This window comes from Shewanella sp. (genome assembly GCF_047975355.1).
GTDB lineage: Bacteria > Pseudomonadota > Gammaproteobacteria > Enterobacterales > Shewanellaceae > Shewanella.
Genome location: NZ_JBKEDJ010000004.1, coordinates 135,762 through 157,542, shown reverse-complemented (window position 1 = coordinate 157,542; position 21,781 = coordinate 135,762). Strand labels below are relative to the sequence as shown.

19 protein-coding genes are annotated in these 21,781 nt (G+C 48.3%); 16 read left to right on the top strand and 3 right to left on the bottom strand.

Annotation, left to right across the window (positions count from 1 at the left end):
• Positions 1-4 precede the first annotated feature (4 nt).
• From araA to ACK5NH_RS01925, 3 genes are all read left to right on the top strand, one after another.
• Complete coding sequence (gene araA, locus ACK5NH_RS01935) at positions 5-1,507, top strand: L-arabinose isomerase (RefSeq protein ID WP_169548513.1); 1,503 nt, start codon at positions 5-7, stop codon at positions 1,505-1,507.
• Between the two features lie 76 nt (positions 1,508-1,583).
• Complete coding sequence (locus tag ACK5NH_RS01930) at positions 1,584-2,192, top strand: beta-phosphoglucomutase family hydrolase (RefSeq protein ID WP_317519757.1); 609 nt, start codon at positions 1,584-1,586, stop codon at positions 2,190-2,192.
• A 235-nt stretch (positions 2,193-2,427) separates the two neighbouring features.
• Complete coding sequence (locus ACK5NH_RS01925) at positions 2,428-3,144, top strand: FadR/GntR family transcriptional regulator (protein WP_011622747.1); 717 nt, start codon at positions 2,428-2,430, stop codon at positions 3,142-3,144.
• An 87-nt stretch (positions 3,145-3,231) separates the two neighbouring features.
• Here ACK5NH_RS01925 and ACK5NH_RS01920 read toward each other — a convergent pair whose 3' ends face one another.
• Positions 3,232-4,179 carry a glycoside hydrolase family 43 protein gene (locus tag ACK5NH_RS01920; protein WP_416917568.1) on the bottom strand — a complete coding sequence of 316 codons (948 nt, stop codon included), beginning with the start codon at positions 4,177-4,179 and terminating at the stop codon, positions 3,232-3,234.
• 176 nt (positions 4,180-4,355) lie between these two features.
• Between ACK5NH_RS01920 and ACK5NH_RS01915 the strand changes: the two genes are divergently transcribed.
• The 11 genes from ACK5NH_RS01915 (at position 4,356) to ACK5NH_RS01865 (ending at position 15,847) form a co-directional block, all read left to right on the top strand.
• Entirely contained in the window at positions 4,356-6,089 is a 1,734-nt protein-coding gene (locus ACK5NH_RS01915) for an IlvD/Edd family dehydratase (protein WP_416917567.1), read from the top strand.
• Positions 6,090-6,149: 60 nt separating this feature from the next.
• Positions 6,150-6,920, top strand: coding sequence for an SDR family NAD(P)-dependent oxidoreductase (locus tag ACK5NH_RS01910; protein ID WP_011717047.1), 771 nt, complete (start codon positions 6,150-6,152; stop codon positions 6,918-6,920).
• A gap of 78 nt (positions 6,921-6,998) precedes the next feature.
• Positions 6,999-8,054, top strand: coding sequence for an aldose epimerase family protein (locus ACK5NH_RS01905; RefSeq protein WP_416917566.1), 1,056 nt, complete (start codon positions 6,999-7,001; stop codon positions 8,052-8,054).
• A gap of 98 nt (positions 8,055-8,152) precedes the next feature.
• On the top strand, positions 8,153-9,094 hold the full coding sequence (locus tag ACK5NH_RS01900) for an ABC transporter substrate-binding protein (protein ID WP_416917565.1): 942 nt from the start codon (positions 8,153-8,155) through the stop codon (positions 9,092-9,094).
• Positions 9,095-9,125: 31 nt separating this feature from the next.
• Positions 9,126-10,625 carry a sugar ABC transporter ATP-binding protein gene (locus tag ACK5NH_RS01895; RefSeq protein WP_416917564.1) on the top strand — a complete coding sequence of 500 codons (1,500 nt, stop codon included), beginning with the start codon at positions 9,126-9,128 and terminating at the stop codon, positions 10,623-10,625.
• Positions 10,626-11,843, top strand: coding sequence for an ABC transporter permease (locus ACK5NH_RS01890; protein ID WP_416917563.1), 1,218 nt, complete (start codon positions 10,626-10,628; stop codon positions 11,841-11,843).
• The gene (yjfF, locus tag ACK5NH_RS01885; RefSeq protein ID WP_011622755.1) at positions 11,840-12,802 is read left to right on the top strand and encodes a galactofuranose ABC transporter, permease protein YjfF; all 963 of its coding nucleotides are present in this window, start codon (positions 11,840-11,842) and stop codon (positions 12,800-12,802) included. Before ACK5NH_RS01890 ends, yjfF begins: the two co-directional genes overlap by 4 nt.
• Positions 12,777-13,913, top strand: coding sequence for a family 43 glycosylhydrolase (locus tag ACK5NH_RS01880; RefSeq protein WP_416917562.1), 1,137 nt, complete (start codon positions 12,777-12,779; stop codon positions 13,911-13,913). Before yjfF ends, ACK5NH_RS01880 begins: the two co-directional genes overlap by 26 nt.
• A gap of 61 nt (positions 13,914-13,974) precedes the next feature.
• Positions 13,975-14,976, top strand: coding sequence for a family 43 glycosylhydrolase (locus ACK5NH_RS01875; RefSeq protein WP_416917561.1), 1,002 nt, complete (start codon positions 13,975-13,977; stop codon positions 14,974-14,976).
• A 281-nt stretch (positions 14,977-15,257) separates the two neighbouring features.
• A complete protein-coding gene (locus ACK5NH_RS01870; protein WP_416917560.1) occupies positions 15,258-15,686 on the top strand; it encodes a DUF4303 domain-containing protein in 429 nt (142 codons plus the stop codon).
• 26 nt (positions 15,687-15,712) lie between these two features.
• Positions 15,713-15,847: a hypothetical protein gene (locus tag ACK5NH_RS01865; RefSeq protein ID WP_416917559.1), complete on the top strand. Its 135-nt coding sequence runs from the start codon at positions 15,713-15,715 to the stop codon at positions 15,845-15,847.
• 318 nt (positions 15,848-16,165) lie between these two features.
• Here ACK5NH_RS01865 and ACK5NH_RS01860 read toward each other — a convergent pair whose 3' ends face one another.
• Entirely contained in the window at positions 16,166-17,572 is a 1,407-nt protein-coding gene (locus tag ACK5NH_RS01860) for an MFS transporter (RefSeq protein ID WP_416917558.1), read from the bottom strand.
• A gap of 207 nt (positions 17,573-17,779) precedes the next feature.
• Between ACK5NH_RS01860 and ACK5NH_RS01855 the strand changes: the two genes are divergently transcribed.
• Positions 17,780-18,850 (top strand): arabinan endo-1,5-alpha-L-arabinosidase, encoded by a 1,071-nt coding sequence (locus tag ACK5NH_RS01855; RefSeq protein WP_416917557.1) that lies wholly within the window; start codon positions 17,780-17,782, stop codon positions 18,848-18,850.
• The gene (locus ACK5NH_RS01850) at positions 18,850-20,754 is read left to right on the top strand and encodes a family 43 glycosylhydrolase (RefSeq protein ID WP_416917556.1); all 1,905 of its coding nucleotides are present in this window, start codon (positions 18,850-18,852) and stop codon (positions 20,752-20,754) included. The genes ACK5NH_RS01855 and ACK5NH_RS01850 overlap by 1 nt, the downstream gene beginning before the upstream one ends.
• A 179-nt stretch (positions 20,755-20,933) precedes the next feature.
• On the opposite strand, the gene ACK5NH_RS01845 is transcribed toward ACK5NH_RS01850, so the two are convergent.
• Positions 20,934-21,689, bottom strand: a complete 756-nt coding sequence (locus ACK5NH_RS01845; RefSeq protein ID WP_416917555.1) for a sulfite exporter TauE/SafE family protein — start codon at positions 21,687-21,689, stop codon at positions 20,934-20,936.
• Between the last annotated feature and the right edge of the window lie 92 nt (positions 21,690-21,781).

Here is a 21,781-nt window from a genome sequence, read left to right as displayed (position 1 = left end):
TAATATGAAAGCCTTCAAACAAAAACAAGTGTGGTTTATCACGGGTTCGCAGGATTTATACGGCCCGAAAGTATTAGAGCAAGTCGCTAAAAACAGTGAGCAAATTGTTCATGGCTTTAATGAATCATCCGCCATTTCCATCGAAGTGGTGTATAAGCCAACCGTCAAATCCCCACGGGAAATTCACGCCGTATGCCAAGCGGCCAACAGCGATGAAAACTGTGTTGGCGTTATTCTGTGGATGCACACTTTCTCTCCTGCCAAGATGTGGATTGCAGGCCTTAATGAATTAAGCAAGCCATTCATGCACTTACACACGCAGTTCAATGCTGAGCTCCCTTGGAGCGAAATCAACATGAACTACATGAACACCCACCAAAGTGCTCACGGTTGCCGCGAATTTGGTTTTATCGGCACTCGTATGCGTAAAGAGCGCAAAGTGGTTGTGGGTCACTGGCAATCGAGCGATGTACAGGCACAAATCGATGATTGGTGCCGCGCAGCGGCGGGTTGGCATGAGAGCCAAAACCTGCGTATTGCCCGCTTTGGCGACAACATGCGTCAAGTGGCCGTAACCGAAGGCGACAAAGTTGCCGCACAAATTCAATTCGGTTACGAAGTGCACGCCTACAGCTTAGGTGAACTCAATGAAGCGATTGCAGCCATTGCCGAAGGTGATGTAACCGCACAACTCGACCGTTACGCCAGCGAATACCAAGTGGGTAACGAGCTATTTGGCGATGAATACCAATTAGACCGTTTAAGAAAAGAAGCCAAGATTGAACTCGGCTTAACCCAATTCTTAACCCAAGGCGGATTTGGTGCCTTTACCAACTGCTTCGAAAACCTGACCGGTATGACAGGATTACCGGGACTGGCTACCCAACGTCTGATGGCGAACGGTTTCGGTTACGGCGGCGAAGGCGACTGGAAAACGGCTGCCATGGTGCGCATCATGAAGGTGATGGGCCAAGGCCGTACCGGTGGTACTTCATTTATGGAAGACTACACCTATAACTTTGGCGCGACTGACCAAGTTCTTGGCGCCCACATGTTAGAAGTGTGCCCATCGATTGCTGCTGCAAAACCGCGTTTAGAAGTTCACCGCCACACCATTGGTGTGCGTTGTGACGTGCCACGTCTGTTATTCACAGGTAAAGCTGGCCCAGCAATCAACGTATCGACTATCGATTTAGGCAACCGTTTCCGTATCATTCTCAATGAATTAGATACAGTGACACCACCACAGGATCTGCCAAATCTGCCTGTCGCGTCTGCACTGTGGGAGCCTCGTCCGAATTTAGCGGTTGCCGCCGCTGCTTGGATCCACGCCGGTGGTGCTCACCACTCGGCTTATAGCCAAGCTATCACGACGGATCAGATTGTCGACTTTGCTGAAATGGCCGGTGCTGAGCTGGTTATCATCGATGCCGACACTAAGATTCGCGAGTTTAAGAATGAGCTTCGCCAAAATTCCGTTTATTACGGTTTAGCAAGAGGTTTATAATTCTCGCACAGCAATAAAGCCGCCTTCGGGCGGCTTTCATTTTTCTGGCACCATTCATTTCATAGGGTTAACACAGATGTATACAGAATTTGACGGCATTATCTTCGATATGGATGGCACCTTAGTCGACAGCGGTCAGTTGCATGAGCAGGCATGGCGACAAACCTTGAATCACTTTGGGATCCCGGTAGAGCCTGCACTGATGCGCTCGTTAGCGGGCGTGCCCACCATTGGCACCTTAGAGATTCTGATCGCCCATTTTGGCGTCACGCCAACGGCCAGTTGCGAGGCCATGAACGAGTATAAAGAAGCCCTAGTGCGCGACACTATGCATTTATATGTGAAACCGACAGCATTAGCCGAATTTGCCAAGCATAATCAGGGCAAACGCCCAATGGCGGTCGGCACAGGCGCCTACACAGAGGAAGCAATTCAAATCTTGACCCTGTGTGGATTGTTGAAATTAGTCGATTATGTGGTGGGCGCCGACCAAGTCGCGTCACCCAAACCCGCGCCAGATACCTTTTTACGCTGCGCGGAACTGATGGGCATAGCGCCTGAGCGCTGTATCGTATTTGAAGATGCGAAGGCGGGCATCCAAGCCGCCGAAGCTGCGGGGATGTTTGTGGTCGATGTGCATGCCGAATTACAGATTGAAAATGACTATTTCCTAGGCGCTCAGTAGCCGTTGCGAGCTTGTCCAATCACTGGCTAAAACGCAAAATTAGGCTTTACAATGTAAAAGTTTGGGGTAAGGTAGGGACAGTAAGTTTGAGGAAATTCCCATAAATTCTTAGCGTTAACAAAATTTTTATTACCTTTATCAGGAAAGGTAGTATCATAACATTTGTTTATCAGCGTTAAGCACCTTATCCAGCTGATTGGATTGAGCACAGAGATAGAGAGTTAAAGAGGGCACTATGGCAAATCAGGCAAATAACCGTCCGCAGAATATCCATAACTGGGTGGCAAGCGAATTAGGTTCTCGCATTGTGGGCGGCTTTTATGCGCCAGGTGAATATATCCCTAATGAAAATGCTATCTGTGAAGAGCTGGAAGTGTCACGCACCTCCTTAAGGGAAGCCTTTAAGGTGCTCACGGCAAAAGGGCTTATCGAATCTCGTCCTAAACTTGGCACCCGTATTCGTGAGCGTCGCCACTGGAATATGTTCGATCCGGTGATCTTAAACTGGTTTTCCCAATCTAAACCTTCACCCGAGTTTTACACTTCTCTCTATGAAATCCGTGAAGTGTTTGAACCCGCAGCGGCGGAACTGGCGGCGAAAAAACGCACCCCTGAGCAGCTTGAGGTGATTGCGGCGGCCTATGCCAAGATGGAAGCGGCCGAATTAGGCACGGATGAAGTCTATACCTCGGATATCGATTTCCACATGGCGATTTTAGATGCGACCAATAACGAGTTTATGGTGTCCCTCGGTGTGTCGATTCAATCCGCGCTGCTCGAAATCTTTAGACTCAGTAGCACAATTCAGGATGACTTTATCCAATCACTCCCAGGCCATAAGGCCATTTATACTGCGATTGCCGCAGGGGACAGTGAAGGCGCGAAAGCCGAGATGAATAAATTACTCTCGACGTCTCAAGATACAGTGCATAAAAATATTGAGCGTAAATAACGAGTTATTCATTTTGAACGCACTCGACCCATAAAAAAGGTGAACTTAGGTTCACCTTTTTTGCTTTGCTGTGAGCAGAAAATAGGGTTACTGCGGCTCGCTGATACCTTCGCTGGTCATATGAATGCGTTGTAGGGTGCCATCGGCATTGTAATGCAGCGGGTCAATGGCAACTGAACGTCTAAATTCACCGCCACCATCCTGCGATGCGCCGGTATGGTAGATAAAGTAGGATTTACCTTTAAATTCAATAATCGCTTGATGGTTTGTCGGCGAGTTGCCCGCCACTTCATTTAAGATGCCTTGGTACTTCCACGGACCCAGAATGCTATCACTGGTGGCATAAGCAATTTTTTCAGGGAAGCCTGAAGCGTATGAAAGATAATAAGTTTTATCTTTTTTATGTACCCAAAGCGCTTCGGTAAAGTTAGGCACATCAATGGCATGAATTGGGCCATCGAGTTCAATCATATTGTCTTTAAGTTTTGCATATCGCGGTTTAGTGTTACCCCAGAAAATATAAGCTTGCTTGTCATCGTCGATAAAGACCGCAGGATCGATATCATCCCAATCAATCTCAGTATCTGTGGTCATGTCATTGGTGATAAGGGCTGTGCCGCGGGCATCCTTGAAGGGGCCAAGTGGACTATCAGCAACCGCGACACCAATGGCAAAGCCATTGATTTTGTTGTGTCTTGCCGTCACATACCAGTAAAACTTACCTTCTTTTTCGATCACATGGCTAGCCCATGCATCTCCTTTAGCCCAGCTGAAATCCTTCACCGATAACTCGCTGCCATGGGCCGTCCAATTATGCATATCCTTAGAGCTGAAAACGAGCCAATCATGCATTTCGAAGAAGGTGCGATTGTCCTTTGCTACGTCATGGCCAGTATAAAGATAGACAGTATCTTGATGCACTATAGCGGCGGGATCGGCGGTAAATACATCCGTAAACAGAGGGTTAGCAGCAATCGCTGCAGTGCTAATAGTCGTACTCAATGCCAAACACACACTCAAAAATGCCTTTTTCATACTTCCTCTATTGTTTTTTGATATTTTGGTATTATAGTAATACCAATACTTTTACGTGCTAGCAATATTAAAGTACAAATTCTTAACTCAGGGCATTAGGTTCGTCCGTTCGTTTTATGTTGAGTGTTACTCAATCGTTCGGGCAGGGCATATGCCTTGGAAGACGAAGGTGTCATATGAATAATAAAAAACCGAAAACACTTCGTTCGGCTAGTTGGTTTGGTAGTGATGACAAAAATGGCTTTATGTATCGCAGTTGGATGAAAAACCAAGGCATACCCGAGCATCACTTTCAAAATAAGCCTGTGATTGGTATTTGCAATACCTGGTCAGAATTGACGCCCTGTAATGGTCATCTCCGGGAATTGGCGCAAAGAGTAAAGAATGGCATTCGGGAAGCGGGTGGCATTCCACTGGAGTTTCCAGTGTTTTCGAATGGCGAATCCAACTTGCGTCCAAGCGCCATGCTCACCCGTAACCTTGCGGCCATGGACACGGAAGAAGCCATTCGAGGCAACCCCATCGACGGTGTTGTGCTGTTAGTGGGTTGTGATAAAACGACTCCGGCGTTGTTAATGGGCGCGGCCAGTTGTGATTTACCGACAATCGTTGTTACCGGTGGTCCCATGCTTAATGGTAAGCATAAGGGCAAGGATGTCGGTTCGGGCACACTCGTATGGGAACTGCATCAAGAATATAAAGCGGGCAACATCAGTCTCGCCGCATTTATGAATGCCGAAGCGGATATGTCACGCTCAACGGGCACCTGTAACACTATGGGCACGGCATCAACCATGGCCTGTATGGTGGAAACCCTTGGGGTGAGTTTGCCACACAATGCAGCCATTCCTGCGGTGGATTCTCGCCGCCAAGTATTGGCGCATATGTCGGGAATGCGAATAGTGGACATGGTCAAAGAGGATTTGACCTTAAGTAAAATTTTAAGCCGTGATGCTTTTATCAATGCCATCAAAGTCAATGCCGCCATTGGTGGCTCAACCAACACCGTTATCCATTTAAAGGCGATTGCCGGCAGGATAGGGGTTGAGCTGTCACTCGATGACTGGCGCCATGGTTACACAGTACCGACCATAGTGAATCTTAAACCTTCGGGTCAGTACTTAATGGAAGACTTTTACTATGCAGGTGGTCTGCCAGCAGTATTAAGGCAGCTGTTTGAGCATGATTTACTGAGCAAAAACACGCTTACAGTCAATGCAGCTAGCCTTTGGGATAATGTCAAAGAGGCGCCTTGTTATAACCAAGAGGTGATCATGTCATTTGAAAATCCCTTGGTTGAAAATGGTGGCATTCGCGTACTTCGCGGCAATCTCGCGCCCCGAGGCGCAGTGATCAAAACTTCAGCCGCCAGCGCACACCTGATGCAACACCGCGGTAAAGCCGTGGTGTTTGAAAGCTTCGACGATTACAACGCCCGCATCGGCGATCCTGAATTGGATATCGATGAAAACAGCATTATGGTGCTTAAAAACTGTGGCCCGAAGGGATATCCGGGCATGGCCGAGGTCGGCAACATGGGACTGCCACCTAAGTTGTTGAAAAAAGGAATTAAGGACATGGTGAGGATTTCTGATGCGCGCATGAGTGGCACCGCCTTTGGCACAGTTGTGCTGCATGTTGCCCCAGAAGCACAAGCCCTTGGGCCACTGGCCGCCGTCCAAAATGGTGACATGATAGCGCTAGACACCTATGCCGGAACGTTACAGTTGGAGATCAGTGACCAAGAATTGCAGGCTCGTCTTGCCAAACTGGCGGCGGTGAAATCCATTCCCGTAAATGGTGGCTATCTCTCGCTCTTTAAAGAGCATGTTCTCCAGGCGGATGAGGGCTGTGATTTTGATTTTCTCGTGGGATGTCGAGGTGCAGAGATACCAGCACATTCCCATTAAATATGAACTCGTTTTCTTTTATAATAAAACCAGATAATTATTTTAATAAAAGGTTGAGTTATGAAGTTGACTAATCAATACCCGAGTTTACAAGGGAAAACCATTTTTATCAGTGGTGGCGCAACGGGTATTGGAGCTTGCTTGGTTAATGCTTTTTTAGAGCAGGGCGCTAAGGTGGCATTTGTCGATATTTTAGTTGAGGAGTCGACTCAACTCGTCGCAGACCTTAAGCAGACTCAACCAGAGGCCAGCGTAACATTTTATCACTGTGATCTTGTCGATATCGCCGCCCTCAAGCGTGTGATTGCTCAGGTCGAGGACGATTTAGGTCCAATCTCGGTATTAATTAACAATGCCGCGTGCGATCAACGCCATAGCATCGACGAAGTGACCCCAGAATATTGGGACCAATGCCTAAACACCAATTTGCGGCATTACTTTTTCGCTGTACAAGCGGTCAGGCCGCAAATGCAGCGCCTAGGCGGAGGCTCAGTGATCAACTTAGGTTCAATGAGTTGGCACAATCGGCAGGCGGGCATGGCGGGTTACACCGCATCTAAGGCTGGCGCCATGGGCTTAACCCGTGGATTAGCTGCCGATTTAGGTAAAGATAAAATCCGGATTAATACCTTAACGCCGGGTTGGGTGATGACAAAACGTCAACTCACACACTGGGTAGATAAAGATACGGCAAAACATATCGAAAATAACCAATGTATTAAAGAATATGTGATGCCCGAAGATATTGCTGCTATGGCATTATTTTTAGCAGCAGATGATAGCAAACTCTGCACCGCACAAAATTTTATTGTCGATGGTGGTTGGATTTAAATATCACAATAAAATTTCAGTTCATTGAATAATGAGGTGAGTGCTGAGTTTATTTTAAATAAAGGTAAAGCACTCACCATGCAACTCTCTGTTACTCAAAAAAGCCTACAACACGCTGCATTTGCGGATGAATTACAATTAGTCACGCTCACCAATAGCCACGGGCTTGAAGTGGTTCTCTCAAATTACGGCGCCAGTATTTGGTCGGTCAAACTTTATGGTCAAGCGCAAGAACCTATTTCATTAAGTCTTGGCTATCAAGATATTAAAGATTGGGCGACTAATCCGTATTATTTTGGTATTACCGCCGGCCGTGTCGCCAATCGCATTGGTAAAGCACAATTCCCCTTAGCGGGTAAAACGATTCAATTAGTCGCCAATGAAGGCAATAATCAACTTCACGGCGGACCTAAAGGATTAAGCCATTGCACTTGGCAGGTTGAGACGTTGCAGGACAATGACAGTGTGGCGGCGGTTTTCAGCATTATCAGCCCCGATGGCGATCAAGGATTTCCGGGTAATCTTGCCATTAAGCTAGAATACCGCCTCAATGAAAACAATGAATTAACTCTGAACTATCAAGCCGTTTGCGATCAAACCACCCCCGTCTGTTTAACCAATCATGCTTACTGGAATCTTGCCTCCAACAAACAGCAAGGCATTTTAGGGCACGAACTCTCCATTCAAGCCAGCCATTTCCTGGCGCTCGATAATGAACAGATCCCAACAGGCGAATTAATCTTAGTCGACGATAGCGCTTACGATTTCAAACAACCAAAGCTAATTGCCACGGATATAAAGCAATTAACCAATGGTTATGATCATTATTTTGTTATGGATAGAAATCCTGACAATAAAAACAGTTTGCAGACTATTGCGGTGTTAAAAGATCCGCTTTCTGGCCGAGAAATCGAAATTAGTACCACTGAAGTCGGCGTGCAATTTTATAGTGGCAACTTTCTCGATGGCAGCCATATTGATGATGAAGGTTATAGCATTAATCAATTCCATGGCCTGTGTTTAGAAACCCACGGTTATCCGAATGCGGTAAACATTGACCATTTCCCGAGTGTCATGCTTGAGGCAAATACTCAATATCAACAAATTACGGTACATAAGTTTAAGAATATTTAATTCATTCAAGGCGAAAGAACATTTATTTGTACGAGTTAGCCTGCTGTTAACAGCAGGCTAGGGGATCTCTGTTACCTAAAATTATAAAGGGAATAATAATGAAACATAATAAAATCATTACCGCATTGGGATTATGGGCTGTCAGTGCAACTTGTGCCTACGCCACCACGGTGGGCTTTTCACAGGTTGGCTCCGAGAGTGGTTGGCGCACCAGCTTTAGTGAAGCGGTCAAGGCCGAAGCTAAACAGCGTGGCATCGATTTGAAATTTGCCGACGCTCAGCAAAAACAAGAGAACCAAATCAAAGCCGTGCGTAGCTTTATTGCCCAAGGCGTGGATGCCATTATTATTGCGCCCGTGGTAGAAACAGGCTGGAAACCCGTACTCAAAGAAGCCAAACGTGCCCATATTCCTGTGGTGATTGTCGACCGTAATATCAAGGTCGATGATGACTCCTTATTCCTTACCCGTATCGCCTCCGACTTTACCGAAGAAGGCCGCAAGATTGGCCAATGGCTAATGGATAAAACCCAAGGCAACTGCAATATCGCCGAGTTGCAGGGCACGGTAGGTGCAACTGCAGCGATAGATCGCGCAGCCGGTTTTAACCAAGTGATTGCCAATTATCCCAATGCCAAGATTGTTCGTAGCCAAACTGGCGAATTTACCCGCGCTAAGGGTAAAGAAGTGATGGAAGGTTTCCTCAAGGCGCAAAACGGTCAGCCACTGTGCGCCGTGTGGTCGCATAACGATGAAATGGCCCTTGGCGCCGTGCAAGCCATTAAAGAAGCGGGTTTAAAACCGGGCAAAGATATTCTGATTGTCTCCGTGGACGGTGTTCCCGATTACTTTAAGGCGATGGCCGATGGCGATGTTAATGCCACGGTTGAGCTTAGCCCATACTTAGGCGGCCCAGCGTTCGATGCTATCGATGCGTACCTGAAGGGCAATAAGGATCAAGCCAAGCTTATTAGCACCACGGGTGATGTATTTACCCAAGAAACCGCTGCCGCAGAGTACGAAAAGCGCCGCCAGCAATAATCCCATTGACGCTTTCTTGGGGAATAGCGCTATGAGCCTTATTTTAGAACTCAAGCAGATCAGTAAGCATTATCCGGGCGTTAAAGCCCTTGAGGATGTGAGCTTACGGTTATTTGCGGGGGAAGTTCACGCCCTATTGGGCGAAAACGGTGCGGGTAAATCAACCCTGGTGAAAGTGATGACAGGCGCCCAGTCGAAAGACATGGGCGACATCCTCTTTCTTGGCGAGCCGCAACACTTCAACACACCAATGGACGCGCAAAAAGCGGGGATCAGCACGGTTTATCAGGAGGTGAACTTAGTGCCTAACCTGACCGTGGCACAAAACCTGTTCCTCGGTTATGAGCCGCGACGCCTTGGGCTGATCCATTTTAAAAAAATGTATGCCGACGCGCGGGCCGTGTTAACCCAGTTCAAGCTAGATATCGATGTTAGCGCACCGCTGTCGGATTATTCCATCGCGGTGCAGCAACTGATCGCCATCGCCCGCGGCGTAGCCATGTCGGCCAAGGTATTAGTGCTCGATGAGCCTACCGCGAGCTTAGATGCCAAAGAAGTGCAAGTACTGTTTGGGATCTTAAACCAGCTCAAAGCCAAGGGCGTGGCTATCGTCTTTATCACTCACTTCCTCGATCAGGTTTATCAGATAAGCGATCGCATTACCGTGTTACGTAACGGGCAGTTTATCGGCGAATATCTGACGGCAGAACTGCCACAACCTAAGTTGATTGAAGCCATGCTCGGGCGTTCTCTGCAGGAGCAATTGGTTGATAAACAGGAAAAGGAGAGCACCGTCACCCGCGCTGAGGCCGTACTCTTGTCACTCAAAGATGTATCGGTAAAAGGTTCAATCCAATCGATGAATCTCACCGTGCCAAAGGGGCAGGCAGTTGGACTTGCGGGGCTGTTAGGCTCTGGGCGCAGCGAAGTCTGCAACGCCGTATTTGGGCTGGACTTGGTCGATAGCGGCAGTATCCATTTAGCTGGGCAGAAATTGAATCTGTCACAACCCGTAGATGCAATCAGCGCCGGGATCGCCCTGTGCCCGGAAGATCGCAAGATTGACGGCATCATCGGCCCTTTATCGATTCGTGAAAACATCATACTCGCGCTGCAGGCGCGTATCGGGTGGTGGCGGTATCTATCCAATACTCGGCAGCAGGAGATTGCCCAGTTCTTTATCGATAAATTACAGATTGCAACCCCAGATGCGGATAAACCCATAGAGCAATTGAGTGGTGGTAATCAACAAAAGGTGATCCTCGCGCGTTGGTTAGCCATCGAGCCCATTTTGCTTGTGTTAGATGAGCCGACCCGCGGCATTGATATTGGCGCCCACGCCGAAATCGTCAAACTTATCAGAACTTTGTGTGATGAAGGCATGTCGCTGCTGGTTGCATCGTCTGAGCTCGATGAGCTCGTGGCCTTTTCAAATAAAGTCGTGGTATTACGCGACAGATATGCAGTACGTGAACTTTCAGGAGCGGAATTAACCTCGCAACACGTAATGCAAGCGATTGCGGAGGGATAAATGAAAAGCTCAGCCGAAACCCTATCATCCACACGCATGTCCGCTGATTTGCTCTCACCCCAGATAAACGCATCTGAGGCGCATTCATCTGAGCGGCAACCGCGGATGCAGGAAAGCCACAAGACCATGGTTCAAGAAAAAAACGCCCGTTACCAAGCGGGCAAGTCGACCTCCATTGGTCGATACCTCTGGCCACTATTGGCCTTAAGTATTCTGTTACTGGCCAATCTGTTTATTGACAGCAGTTTCTTCAATATCAGCTATCAAGACGACAGACTCTATGGCTCTTTGATTGATATTTTAAATCGCAGTGCACCCGTGGCGCTGCTCTCCATTGGCATGAGTCTCGTGATTGCCACTGGCGGAATCGACCTGTCGGTTGGTGCCGTGATGGCGATTGCGGGCGCGGTTTGCGCCAATCTACTGTTAGTGCCGGATATCAGCTTAATCACCGTCATTGCAGCAGGCTTGATCGTTGGGCTCTTAGCTGGCTGTATTAATGGCGGTCTGGTGAGTTTCTTAGGTATTCAACCGATTGTCGCGACCTTGCTGCTCATGGTGGCGGGGCGCGGTGTCGCTCAGCTTATCAACCAAGGGCAAATTATCACCTTCCAGCACCCAGGCTTTGCCGCCATTGGCGTGGGCCAGTTTTTAGGCCTGCCGATGCCAGTGTGGATTGTGATTGGGATGCTAACCTTCAGCCAATTACTGCTGCGTAAAACCGCTTTAGGGCTTTTTATCGAAGCGGTTGGCTGTAATGCCAAGGCGAGTCGTTACCTTGGGATCAACGATAAATCCATCAAACTGTTTGCCTATGGCATTGCGGGTCTGTGCGCGGCGTTGGCCGGCATGATCAGCACCGCCGATATCCAAGGCTCAGATGCGAATAACGCCGGGCTTTGGCTTGAGCTCGATGCGGTGCTCGCCGTCGTGATTGGCGGCGCTGCGCTTACGGGCGGGCGTTTCTCGTTAATTTTGTCTGTCGTCGGCGCGCTGATCATCCAGACCTTAGCGACCACCATTATCGTCAGCGGTTTACCCGCTAAGTTTAACTTGCTGATCAAGGCCATCGTTATCCTGACCGTGCTGCTGTTGCAATCGGCTAAATTTAGGCGCCAATTGTCGGCGCTGTTCACATCCAAGCGCCAAACTGATGACAAACCAGCAGAAAAGGGCACAAGTGCAAAAGCCAGTACAGCAACAGGAGAAAAACCATGATAGCAAGACGTTTTATCCCGCTGTGGATCACCGCCTCATTGCTGCTGACCATGTTTCTGGTTGGCACCTTTCAGTTTGACGGTTTTGCCAGTGGCCGAGTAGTCACCAACCTGTTGCGTGACAATGCATTCCTATTGATCACCGCATTAGGCATGACCTTAGTGATTATCTCTGGCGGGATCGATCTTTCGGTTGGCGCCGTCATCGCCTTAAGTGGGGTCGTCACCAGTTTATTGATCACCGAGTACCAGTGGCATCCATTGTTGGCCTTTGCGGTTATTCTGCCCCTAGGCACTCTGTTTGGCGCACTCATGGGCACTATTATCCATGTGTATAAGTTGCAGCCATTTATTGTGACGCTTGCGGGCATGTTCTTAGCGCGGGGCTTAGCGACGACGCTCAGCGAAGAGTCGATTGCCATTGACCATCCATTTTACGATGCGGTGGCCGAGATGAGCATTGCACTACCAGGCAATGGCGCGCTCGATTTAAGCTCGCTGATCTTTATCCTGTTCTTTGTGATTATCGCCGTGGTTATGCATTACACCCGTTTTGGTACGAATGTATATGCCATTGGTGGCAATCAACATTCCGCCGAGCTAATGGGGATTTCCATCGCTAAAACCACTATCAGTATTTACGCCATCAGTAGTTTTCTGGCGACGCTGGCGGGCATTGTGTTTACCTTTTACACCTTCTCTGGCTATGCGCTTGGCGCCATTGGCGTCGAACTGGATGCCATTGCGGCCGTGGTCATTGGCGGCACCCTGTTAACTGGCGGCAGTGGCTTTGTGCTCGGCACTGTGCTTGGGGTGATTTTGATGGGGGTGATTCAAACCTATATTACCTTCGATGGCAGCTTAAGCAGTTGGTGGACCAAGATAGTCATTGGCCTGTTACTGTTCTTCTTCATCCTGTTACAGAAACTCTTGAATGGACGCAAAACACAACATGGATAATCGTCAACCTAACCTGTCGGTCTTTCGACGCTTGCCTTTGACCTGTGGCTTACTCGCCGCATTGGCGCTGCCATTAGCGCAAGCTGTGCCTGTGCTTGATATTAGCCGCGCACAATCCCACAGCGCCACGGCGCAAACCCTCGATGCGAATGCGCCCTTTATCGAGAGAAGGGCGGATCCTTGGGTGATCCGCGATGATGACGGCAGTTACTACTTTATTGCCTCGGTGCCTGAGTTTGACCGCATCGAACTTCGCCACGCCAAAACCATCGACGATTTGCAGCGAGCAACACCCAAAACCCTGTGGCGCAAGCATGAAACCGGCCCCATGAGTATCGATATTTGGGCGCCTGAGCTGCACAAAATTGATGGTCACTGGTATATCTATTTTGCGGCCAGCAATAAGGATGTGCGTTTTCATAACCGCATGTTTGTCTTAGGACTTGAGGGCGACTCTCCGATGACGGGCCAATGGCAAGAGCTTGGCAAGTTGCAATCAGCGCAGGATGCCTTCTCCCTCGATGCGACCAGCTTTAGCCTGAAGGGCGAGCGTTATTTTATTTGGGCGCAGCAGGACAAAGCCAAGCGTTACAACACTGGCTTAGTGATTGCCAAAATGCTATCGCCAACTCAACTCTCTGATAACGAAACCATTATCAGTGAGCCCTTATTGGATTGGGAGCGTTTAGGCTTTAAAGTCAACGAAGGCGCTGCTGTGTTGGTTAAAAACGGTAAAGTCTTCGTGACCTATTCCGCCAGTGCCACTGACGACCGTTATGCCATGGGGCTATTATGGGCCGATGAAAATGCCGATTTACTCGATCCCAAGAGTTGGCATAAATCGCCAAGCCCAGTCTTTACCACTGAGCCTAGTTTGAATCGTTTTGGTCCTGGCCATAATAGTTTTGTGCTCGCAGAGGATGGTAAAACAGAGCTGATGTTTTACCATGCACGAAATTACCTTGAGCTGCAGGGGACACCATTGACCGACGGTAATAGACACACTTACTACCGTGCCATTCGCTGGTCGGCGGACGGTTTCCCAGTATTTGATAATCAGCACAGCGATAGCCAAACCCTGCATCAGCAAGACACGCAATCCCGCGAATAAGCGAAATGCATTTAACAGACACGAACAGCACACTTAAGTAATCGAAATAGACAGGTTTTCCATGATAAGAGCAACAAACAGCCCCCTAGTCGAGCAGCGCGCCGATCCCTTTGTGTACCTACATAGCGACGGTTATTACTACTTTACGGGCTCTGTTCCGACCTACGATCGGATTGAACTGCGTAAATCAAAGACCTTAGACGGCTTAAAAGACGCCCAAACCTTCGATATCTGGTTCAAACACCAAAGCGGCCCGATGAGCCGCCATGTATGGGCGCCCGAGATCCATTATCTCGACGGCAAATGGTACATCTACTTTGCGGCCAGCGAAGAGGAAAATATTTGGGCCTTGCGCCCCTATGTGCTTGAGTGTCTTGGACAAGATCCCTTGAATGATGAATGGATTGAACTTGGCATGATGCAGGCGGCCGAGGGTGATAATAAGTCATTTATCGACTTTTCCTTAGATGCGACCATTTTCGAAAACAACGGTAAGCGTTACTTCTGCTGGGCGGAGAAAACCGGCGGACAATTTGCGGCATCCAACCTGTACCTAGCGGAAATGGCATCGCCCATCAAGTTAAAGACGGCGCAATTTATGCTCACCACCCCAGATTACGATTGGGAGCGAGTCGATTTTTGGGTTAACGAAGGGCCTGCAGTACTTAAACATCAGGGAAAAATCTTCATTACTTTCTCGGCAAGCGCGACAGGTGCTTGTTATTGCATGGGTTATATGGAGGCCGATGAGCATGCTGATTTGCTCGATCGTAACTCATGGAAGAAAACCCGCCAGCCAGTGCTGTGCACTGATGTCGACAAGCAAATCTATGGTCCAGGCCATAACAGTTTCACCGTGGCTGAAGATGGCGTGACGCCCATCTGTGTTTACCATGCCCGTGATTATGAACATGCAGTGGGCGATCCTAGCGTGGTGCCAAAGACAGATACCCGTCCATTAGCGCAAATCATTAAAGATCCACTCTATGATCCCAATCGCCATGCGCGGACGTTAGCGGTGTCATTTGATGAGAGCGGGCGCCCCTTGTTCAACCTCTACTAATTGATTTGCCGCCACAAATGATTCAATAACCGCGGGGCATGCTTCAGCAGCCCCGCTTTTCATGCCTGACTTATGCACTATTGTTAGGTGAATCGCGATTTTTAGGCTAGCACGCACAACAAGCTATTCCGGTCGCAATTTCAATCACTTAACCGATTCAACCCTTGAACCTATTGATGTTATATTGCCGCCCGAGCATTCACATGGAGAGCAGAAGTACTGCCTGCGTGTGGTAGTGAATATCAGTGATGATGATTTTGCCAAGTTCGAGGAGAAGGGATATGGCGACAAACAAGGACAAGCTTAGTGCAAATATTGAAGCAAGAATGGATGAGTTTGCTCAGGAAATCACTCAGGCACTTGCGAAATATTACGATTGGTGGCTGTCAGAATATCCGGCGCAAACCCTCTACGGTTTTTGCCTATACAGCACGCCCTTAGTGGAATATTTAGGCGTCACCCTTTTCACCGAGGAAGGCCTAACGGCCGTCGCAGAGCAATATCAAAACGATCATCGTTTTCGGCATAAATCCCTCGCACAGCTTAAGCAAACACTGCGCTGGTCGGCCTGTGACTCTCCACATCACGATGAAAATGAAGATATTTTTGAGGCAGTTAACGACAAACTGCAATTGCTGCATGAGGACGCTGAAGCGCTTGAGTCCGAAGAGGCATTTGATGCTTACCTCAGGCCTTGTACGCCATATTAGTCAGGGCGCTCAATGAGGTTAAAGCCATGCGCCCGCTAAACCCGCAGGCCATATTGTTCTCCGTCTGGTTTGGCGACCAAAGCGATGCTGATATCGATTATTTTGTTCGAAGTTGTAACGATGAAGATAAAGTTGCACAGTTTTATCAGCAGTGGCGATAGTTTTTGCACGCAAAAATTTTCAACTCAACTGTCTTATTTAGTCTGCAACTGATCTCATCGAACTCGATATTGGCATAGGGCCACCAGCAAAGATCCAGCAATGCCAAGAGCTGAATCGATGGGAAAGGGGATAAAGAAATAAGGAAAAGATATGCATTTTCCCTTGCCCGAGGTCAGCGTTTTTACCCTAAGTCCATATCGGCCAAATAATCGGGAAATTTCATCCTGGCTCCCTTAATTCGGATTTGGGGTTAGCGTCAGCTTTAGGGTGATAAAAAGCCCCCGAATGGGAGCTTTGTCATACTTGTGCTAAATGGGTTACGCCGAGATTTGGCGCGTCACAGCCTTAGTATTGACTTCATGGCTGGCTTTAACTTGGCTAAAGTGCGCCTGCTCTGGCAAAGCCTGTTTGATTTCTTCATAAACGCGGTCAGAAATCTTATATTTGAACATCAGTAAACCCATCAGCGCATGGAATGCGCCAGGGATCACCGTCAGCATTAACGAAATACCGGTCAACGCAAACTCGCTTTGTGTTTCACCGGGTTGATAGTTGAAGTAGGTCAGCAACATACCCACCACAAATCCCGCCGCGCCCATGCCCGCTTTTTGGGCGAATGAGATCCCGCCAAAGGCAAGGCCAGAAACCCTGTGGCCCGTTTTAACTGTGCCGTAATCTACCGACTCGGAAATCACCGACCAGAAGACAGGCGCATGTAAATCCACCACGAATGAAATCGCAAAGTAGAATACAAAGGCCAGTACTATGTCACCCGGTTGCACAGCAAAGAACATGATGACGCTTAAGATCCCAACTACGATTTGGCTATAGCGGAAGAGTTTCAATTTGCAGTAACGCTTAGTGATCCAAGTTGAAGCGACCATGGCCAGAATCGCAGCCCCCACACCGGTCGACAGGAATGCCGAGAGCATTTTGGCATCGCCGCCCAAGTAATAGGTGGCGTAGTAGGCTGCTACCGAGCCGCGGATCACATAGCCAATGGTGCCAATCACACAAATCGCGACTAAGACTAACCATTGATCGTTTTTAAACAATAATCGCAGTTGCATGCCAACAGGCTTAGTTTCTACCTTGTAGGCCACGCGCTCTGTGGTAGTGAAAAAGCAGAACAAAAACAGTAGGGTCGCCATCAACGCCATTACACCCATGGCTTTTTGATAGCCCGCAGCAATGTTCTCACCGCCCCAGGCAGACGCCAACATAGGCACGATAATGGTCACTAAAAAGGCGGCAATCTTTGCGAAGAACAAACGATAACCGTTGGCGGATAACCGCTCTTTTGGATCGTCGGTGATCACGCTGATAATCGAAATATATGGAATAGTCACAGTGGTAAAGATGATAGTGACAAGAATATAGGTCGAGTAGGCCCAGATAAGTTTGGCATTGTAATCCCAATCCGGGGTTGAGAAGGTTAAGAACACCGAAATACCAAAGGGAATCGCCATAAACAGGAAGTAGGGGCGATATCTTCCCCAGCGGGTCGTCACTTTATCGTTAATAATGCCCATTAAAGGATCGGTAATGGCATCGATAAGACGAACCAGCAGGAACAATATCCCGACATCGGCGGGTTTTAACCCAAAAATATCGGTATAAAAGAAGGTAATAATTAACATCATTGACGAAATCACCACGTTAACGGCCATGTCCCCGGAGCCGTAACCGATCTTTTCAATGACTGACAATTTATGAGAACTCATCAGAAATCCTTATTATATTTATTATAAACAGTGAGTTATTGTGTTATTTTGCGATTTAACGCCTCCGCAATGTTAACACATTTTTCTCCTGTTAATTTTTTTGCATTTGATTGTTACTTCCTTGTCCTGATAGTATGACAACTTAATTCATCATACAATAGCATAATATCTATTTTATTATATGAATGGGGTTCATAAGGAGAATTGATGCCAGCTATGAAAGTCACACCGAAAACAGCCCTAAAACGTCACCTTAAGATGCTCAATTGTGCGCTGCTAGGCGTATTGGGCACCCTAGGCCAAGTAAGTGCCAAACAGGTGAGTATTCACGATCCTGTGATGGCAAAAGAGGCCGGACAGTATTATCTCTTCAGCACAGGTCCCGGTATTACCTATTATTCCTCAAAGGATAAGATCCATTGGGCATTGGCTGGGCGGGTATTTGAAACCGAGCCTAGCTGGGCAAAGGATGTTGCGCCGGAGTTTAACGGCCATTTATGGGCGCCGGATATCATTGAGCATAATGGCTTGTTCTATCTGTATTACTCAGTATCAGCCTTTGGTAAAAACACCTCGGCCATTGGCGTGACAGTCAATAAAACCCTCGACAAAAACTCAAAGGACTATCAGTGGACAGATAAGGGAATCGTTGTTCAATCTGTGCCAAATCGCGATCCATGGAACGCGATTGATCCCAATATTATTGTCGATGAGCAGGGTACGCCTTGGATGAGTTTTGGCTCCTTCTGGCAAGGGTTAAAACTGGTCAAGCTCAATCTAGACTTTATCTCCATCGCCAAACCTGAGGAGTGGCACACGCTCGCCAAGTTAGAACGCCCCGCACTGCTTGGTGAAACCGAGCCAGGTCCTGCTGAAATCGAAGCGCCTTTTATCTATAAAAAAGATGACTATTACTATCTTTTTGTCTCCTACGGCCTTTGCTGTCGTGGAGATGACAGCACTTACCACTTAGCCGTGGGCCGCGCCAAAACGGTGACAGGGCCTTACCTCGATAAAGCGGGCAAAGACATGGCGCAAGGCGGCGGAACAGTTTTACTGCATGGCACTAAGGCTTGGCCTGGATTGGGCCATAACAGTGTTTATGCCTTCGATGGCAAAGATTACTTAGTCTTTCATGCCTACGAATCCGCCGATAATGGCTTACAAAAACTCAAGATGGCGGAACTTAGCTGGCGCCAAGGTTGGCCAGAGGTCGATCCTAAGGCGCTCAATCAATACCAGAGCGTATTAGTTGCACCCGAAGGAACAAAACAATAATGACTCACACAATCAACAAACGAATGGCTACGCTTGCGCTGGCCATGGGACTTAGTGCGACCTGCTTGGGGGCAGGTAACCTATATGCCGCAGAGAGTGCGAAGGGCGCGGATGAAAACCGCATTACCGCAGCGACCTTTGCCAATCCGTTATTTCGAAATGGAGCCGATCCTTGGCTCGAATACCACAATGGTAACTATTATCTCACCACCACCACGTGGACCTCTGAGCTGGTGATGCGTAAATCGCCCACCATTGCAGGGCTTGCCGATGCGCCAGCCCACAATATTTGGAGTGGCACAGATAAATCCAACTGCTGTAACTTTTGGGCGTTCGAATTCCACCCTCTGCAAACTGCGCAGGGATTACGTTGGTATGTGATTTACACCTCGGGCGTGGCAGAAAACTTCGATGGCCAGCGTAACCATATCCTCGAGAGTGAAGGCAGTGACCCTATGGGGCCATACAAGTTTAAGGGCACGCCAATGCCCGACCACTGGAATATCGACGGCAGCTATTTGGAGTATAAAGGCCAGTTATATTTCCTCTGGTCCGAATGGCATGGCCAAGATCAAGTCAACTTGATTGCCAAGATGAGCAACCCTTGGACCGTCGAGGGCGAACATAAGGTGATCACAGCGCCCATTCACGACTGGGAAAAATCAGGCTTAAACGTCAACGAAGGCCCTGAAATCATCCAGCATGAAGGCAGAACCTTCTTAGTTCACTCGGCAAGCTTTTGTAACACTGAGGATTATTCCTTGGCCGTGGTTGAACTCACCGGTGACGATCCTATGGATCCAGCCGCATGGACTAAGTACGACAAGCCTTTCTTTAGCAAGGCCAATGGTGTCTATGGCCCTGGCCACCATGGTTTCTTCAAGTCTCCCGATGGGAAAGAAGATTGGCTCATTTACCATGGCAACTCCTCGGCCTCCGACGGCTGTAGTGGTACCCGTGCGGCACGTGCTCAACCCTTTACTTGGGATAACGAAGGCTTGCCTAAATTTGGCGAACCAATGGCGGATAAAAAGCAGTTGCCAGTCCCAAGTGGCGAGTTTGGTCCGATAACCACCCAAGTGGAAGGCGTGAAATACCGCATCGTGAGCCGTGAGGTCGGTCAATGCCTAGTGACCAATGCCACGGGGCAGGTCAGTGTCGGTAAGTGCGAGGATGACAACAGCCAATGGGTAATTGATCCGAGTAACGATGGCCTGTATCGCTTTGCTAATGTGGGTCAGGGAACCTTTTTAACTCAGGCTCAGTGCCAAGATGAGTCTTCAACGGCACTGAATACTGCGCCTTGGGTCGCCTCCCGTTGTCAGCGTTGGTCGGTGGATTCGACTCGCGAGGGCTGGTTCCGTTTCGCAAACGATCGCTCCATCGGCAATCTGCAGGTGAAAAACTGCAGTAAAAAGGCTGGCGCCGAGGTGATTGCCGGGGAAAACCGTGTCAGTGAATGCACCGATTGGCGGATTGAGCCAGTCTCAACATTTGCCATAGTCAACGCCCATAGCGGCCGAGTGGTCAGCGCCGAACAATGTCAGCTTAAACCTAATGCCAATGTGGCTCAGTTTGAATACACCGGCGATGCCTGTCAGCAGTGGCAAGCCATGCCGACAACCGATGGATTTTACCGTCTACAATCCATCCAACGTTCAAACAACAAGGCGCAACAATGCCTTGTGACCAACGAAGGTAATCTGGAGCTAGGGGCTTGTACTGCAATCGACAGCGAGTTCCGTAGCGAGTTGATGCCTAATGGCTCATTAAGGCTAGTGTCTCGCAAGGGTGGTTCGTCGATGAAAGTGGCCAATGGCTCCTATGCCAATGGCGATAACATAGTGGAAGACGTGTGGAAAAACACCATTTCACAACAGTTCTATTTTAGAGAGGTGAAATAATTCATCCTCTAAATAACTGAGCATCACCACGGCAGTGGTTAAACGCGTGCTTGTAATGTCGTTTAAGTTGAGGTCGCTTAACGGCATCTTGGTTGAGCCTAAATTGCTCGGCACCAGAGCAGTAGTTGTGTATGCAGCTGCTGCTCTTTTTTATTCAGGCTCTTTTATCCCATGATTTTTTATCCCGTGATGGCCTGCCACAGTAACCGCACCGCAAGTAACGTGAGTATCAAATCAAAGGCTAAGTTGAAATGTTTATCCGTTACCCGAGTGAGCATCTTAAAGCCTAGCCATGTTCCAATACTGCCACTGATGATCATACAAACAAACAGAGGCCACCATGGAAGGATGGGAATATCGACCCCCTCAAAAACGATAACTTTGATCCCATGTTGTAAGGACATAATCATCGCAAAGGTGGCTACGGTACGAAATCGATCTATCTTTAATTGCTTGATAAACGCCGCAACCAAAGGGCCTGTTGCACCAACGAATAATGAGATAAAGGTCGTTATCCCACCCGCAATTAGCATGCCCATAGTACCTAGTACTACACGAGGTATTTTGGGACCCCAACAGGAATACAAAATAAATAGGGCAATGGTCAGATACATCACCCTTGGGGGGAGCGCCACCAATACTAAACTCCCAAGTGCAGCGCCAACGAGCGCACCCGGTAAAAATATCTTAATAATTCGCCATTGAATGTGCTGCCATCCCAATAGGGCTCGTCCCAGGTTAGAACCGAGTTGCACAACGCCGTGGAGGGGAATAATCACTTGTGGTGGCAGCATTTGCGCCATCACTCCCAGTAACATTACGCCACCACCAATCCCAAAACAAGCGGTAAAAAAAGCAGTAAAAGCAGAGGCGAAGGTTAACAGCGCAAATATATCAACAGGGATCAGCTGAAAGTCGAACCAAGAGGTTTGCATAGTGATGTCTAATAAAGAACAGGTATTAAGGAAGCAGTCACACTACCAAAACTTATCTCCAGACAGAAGCAATTTGGCCGCTCCAAAATAGA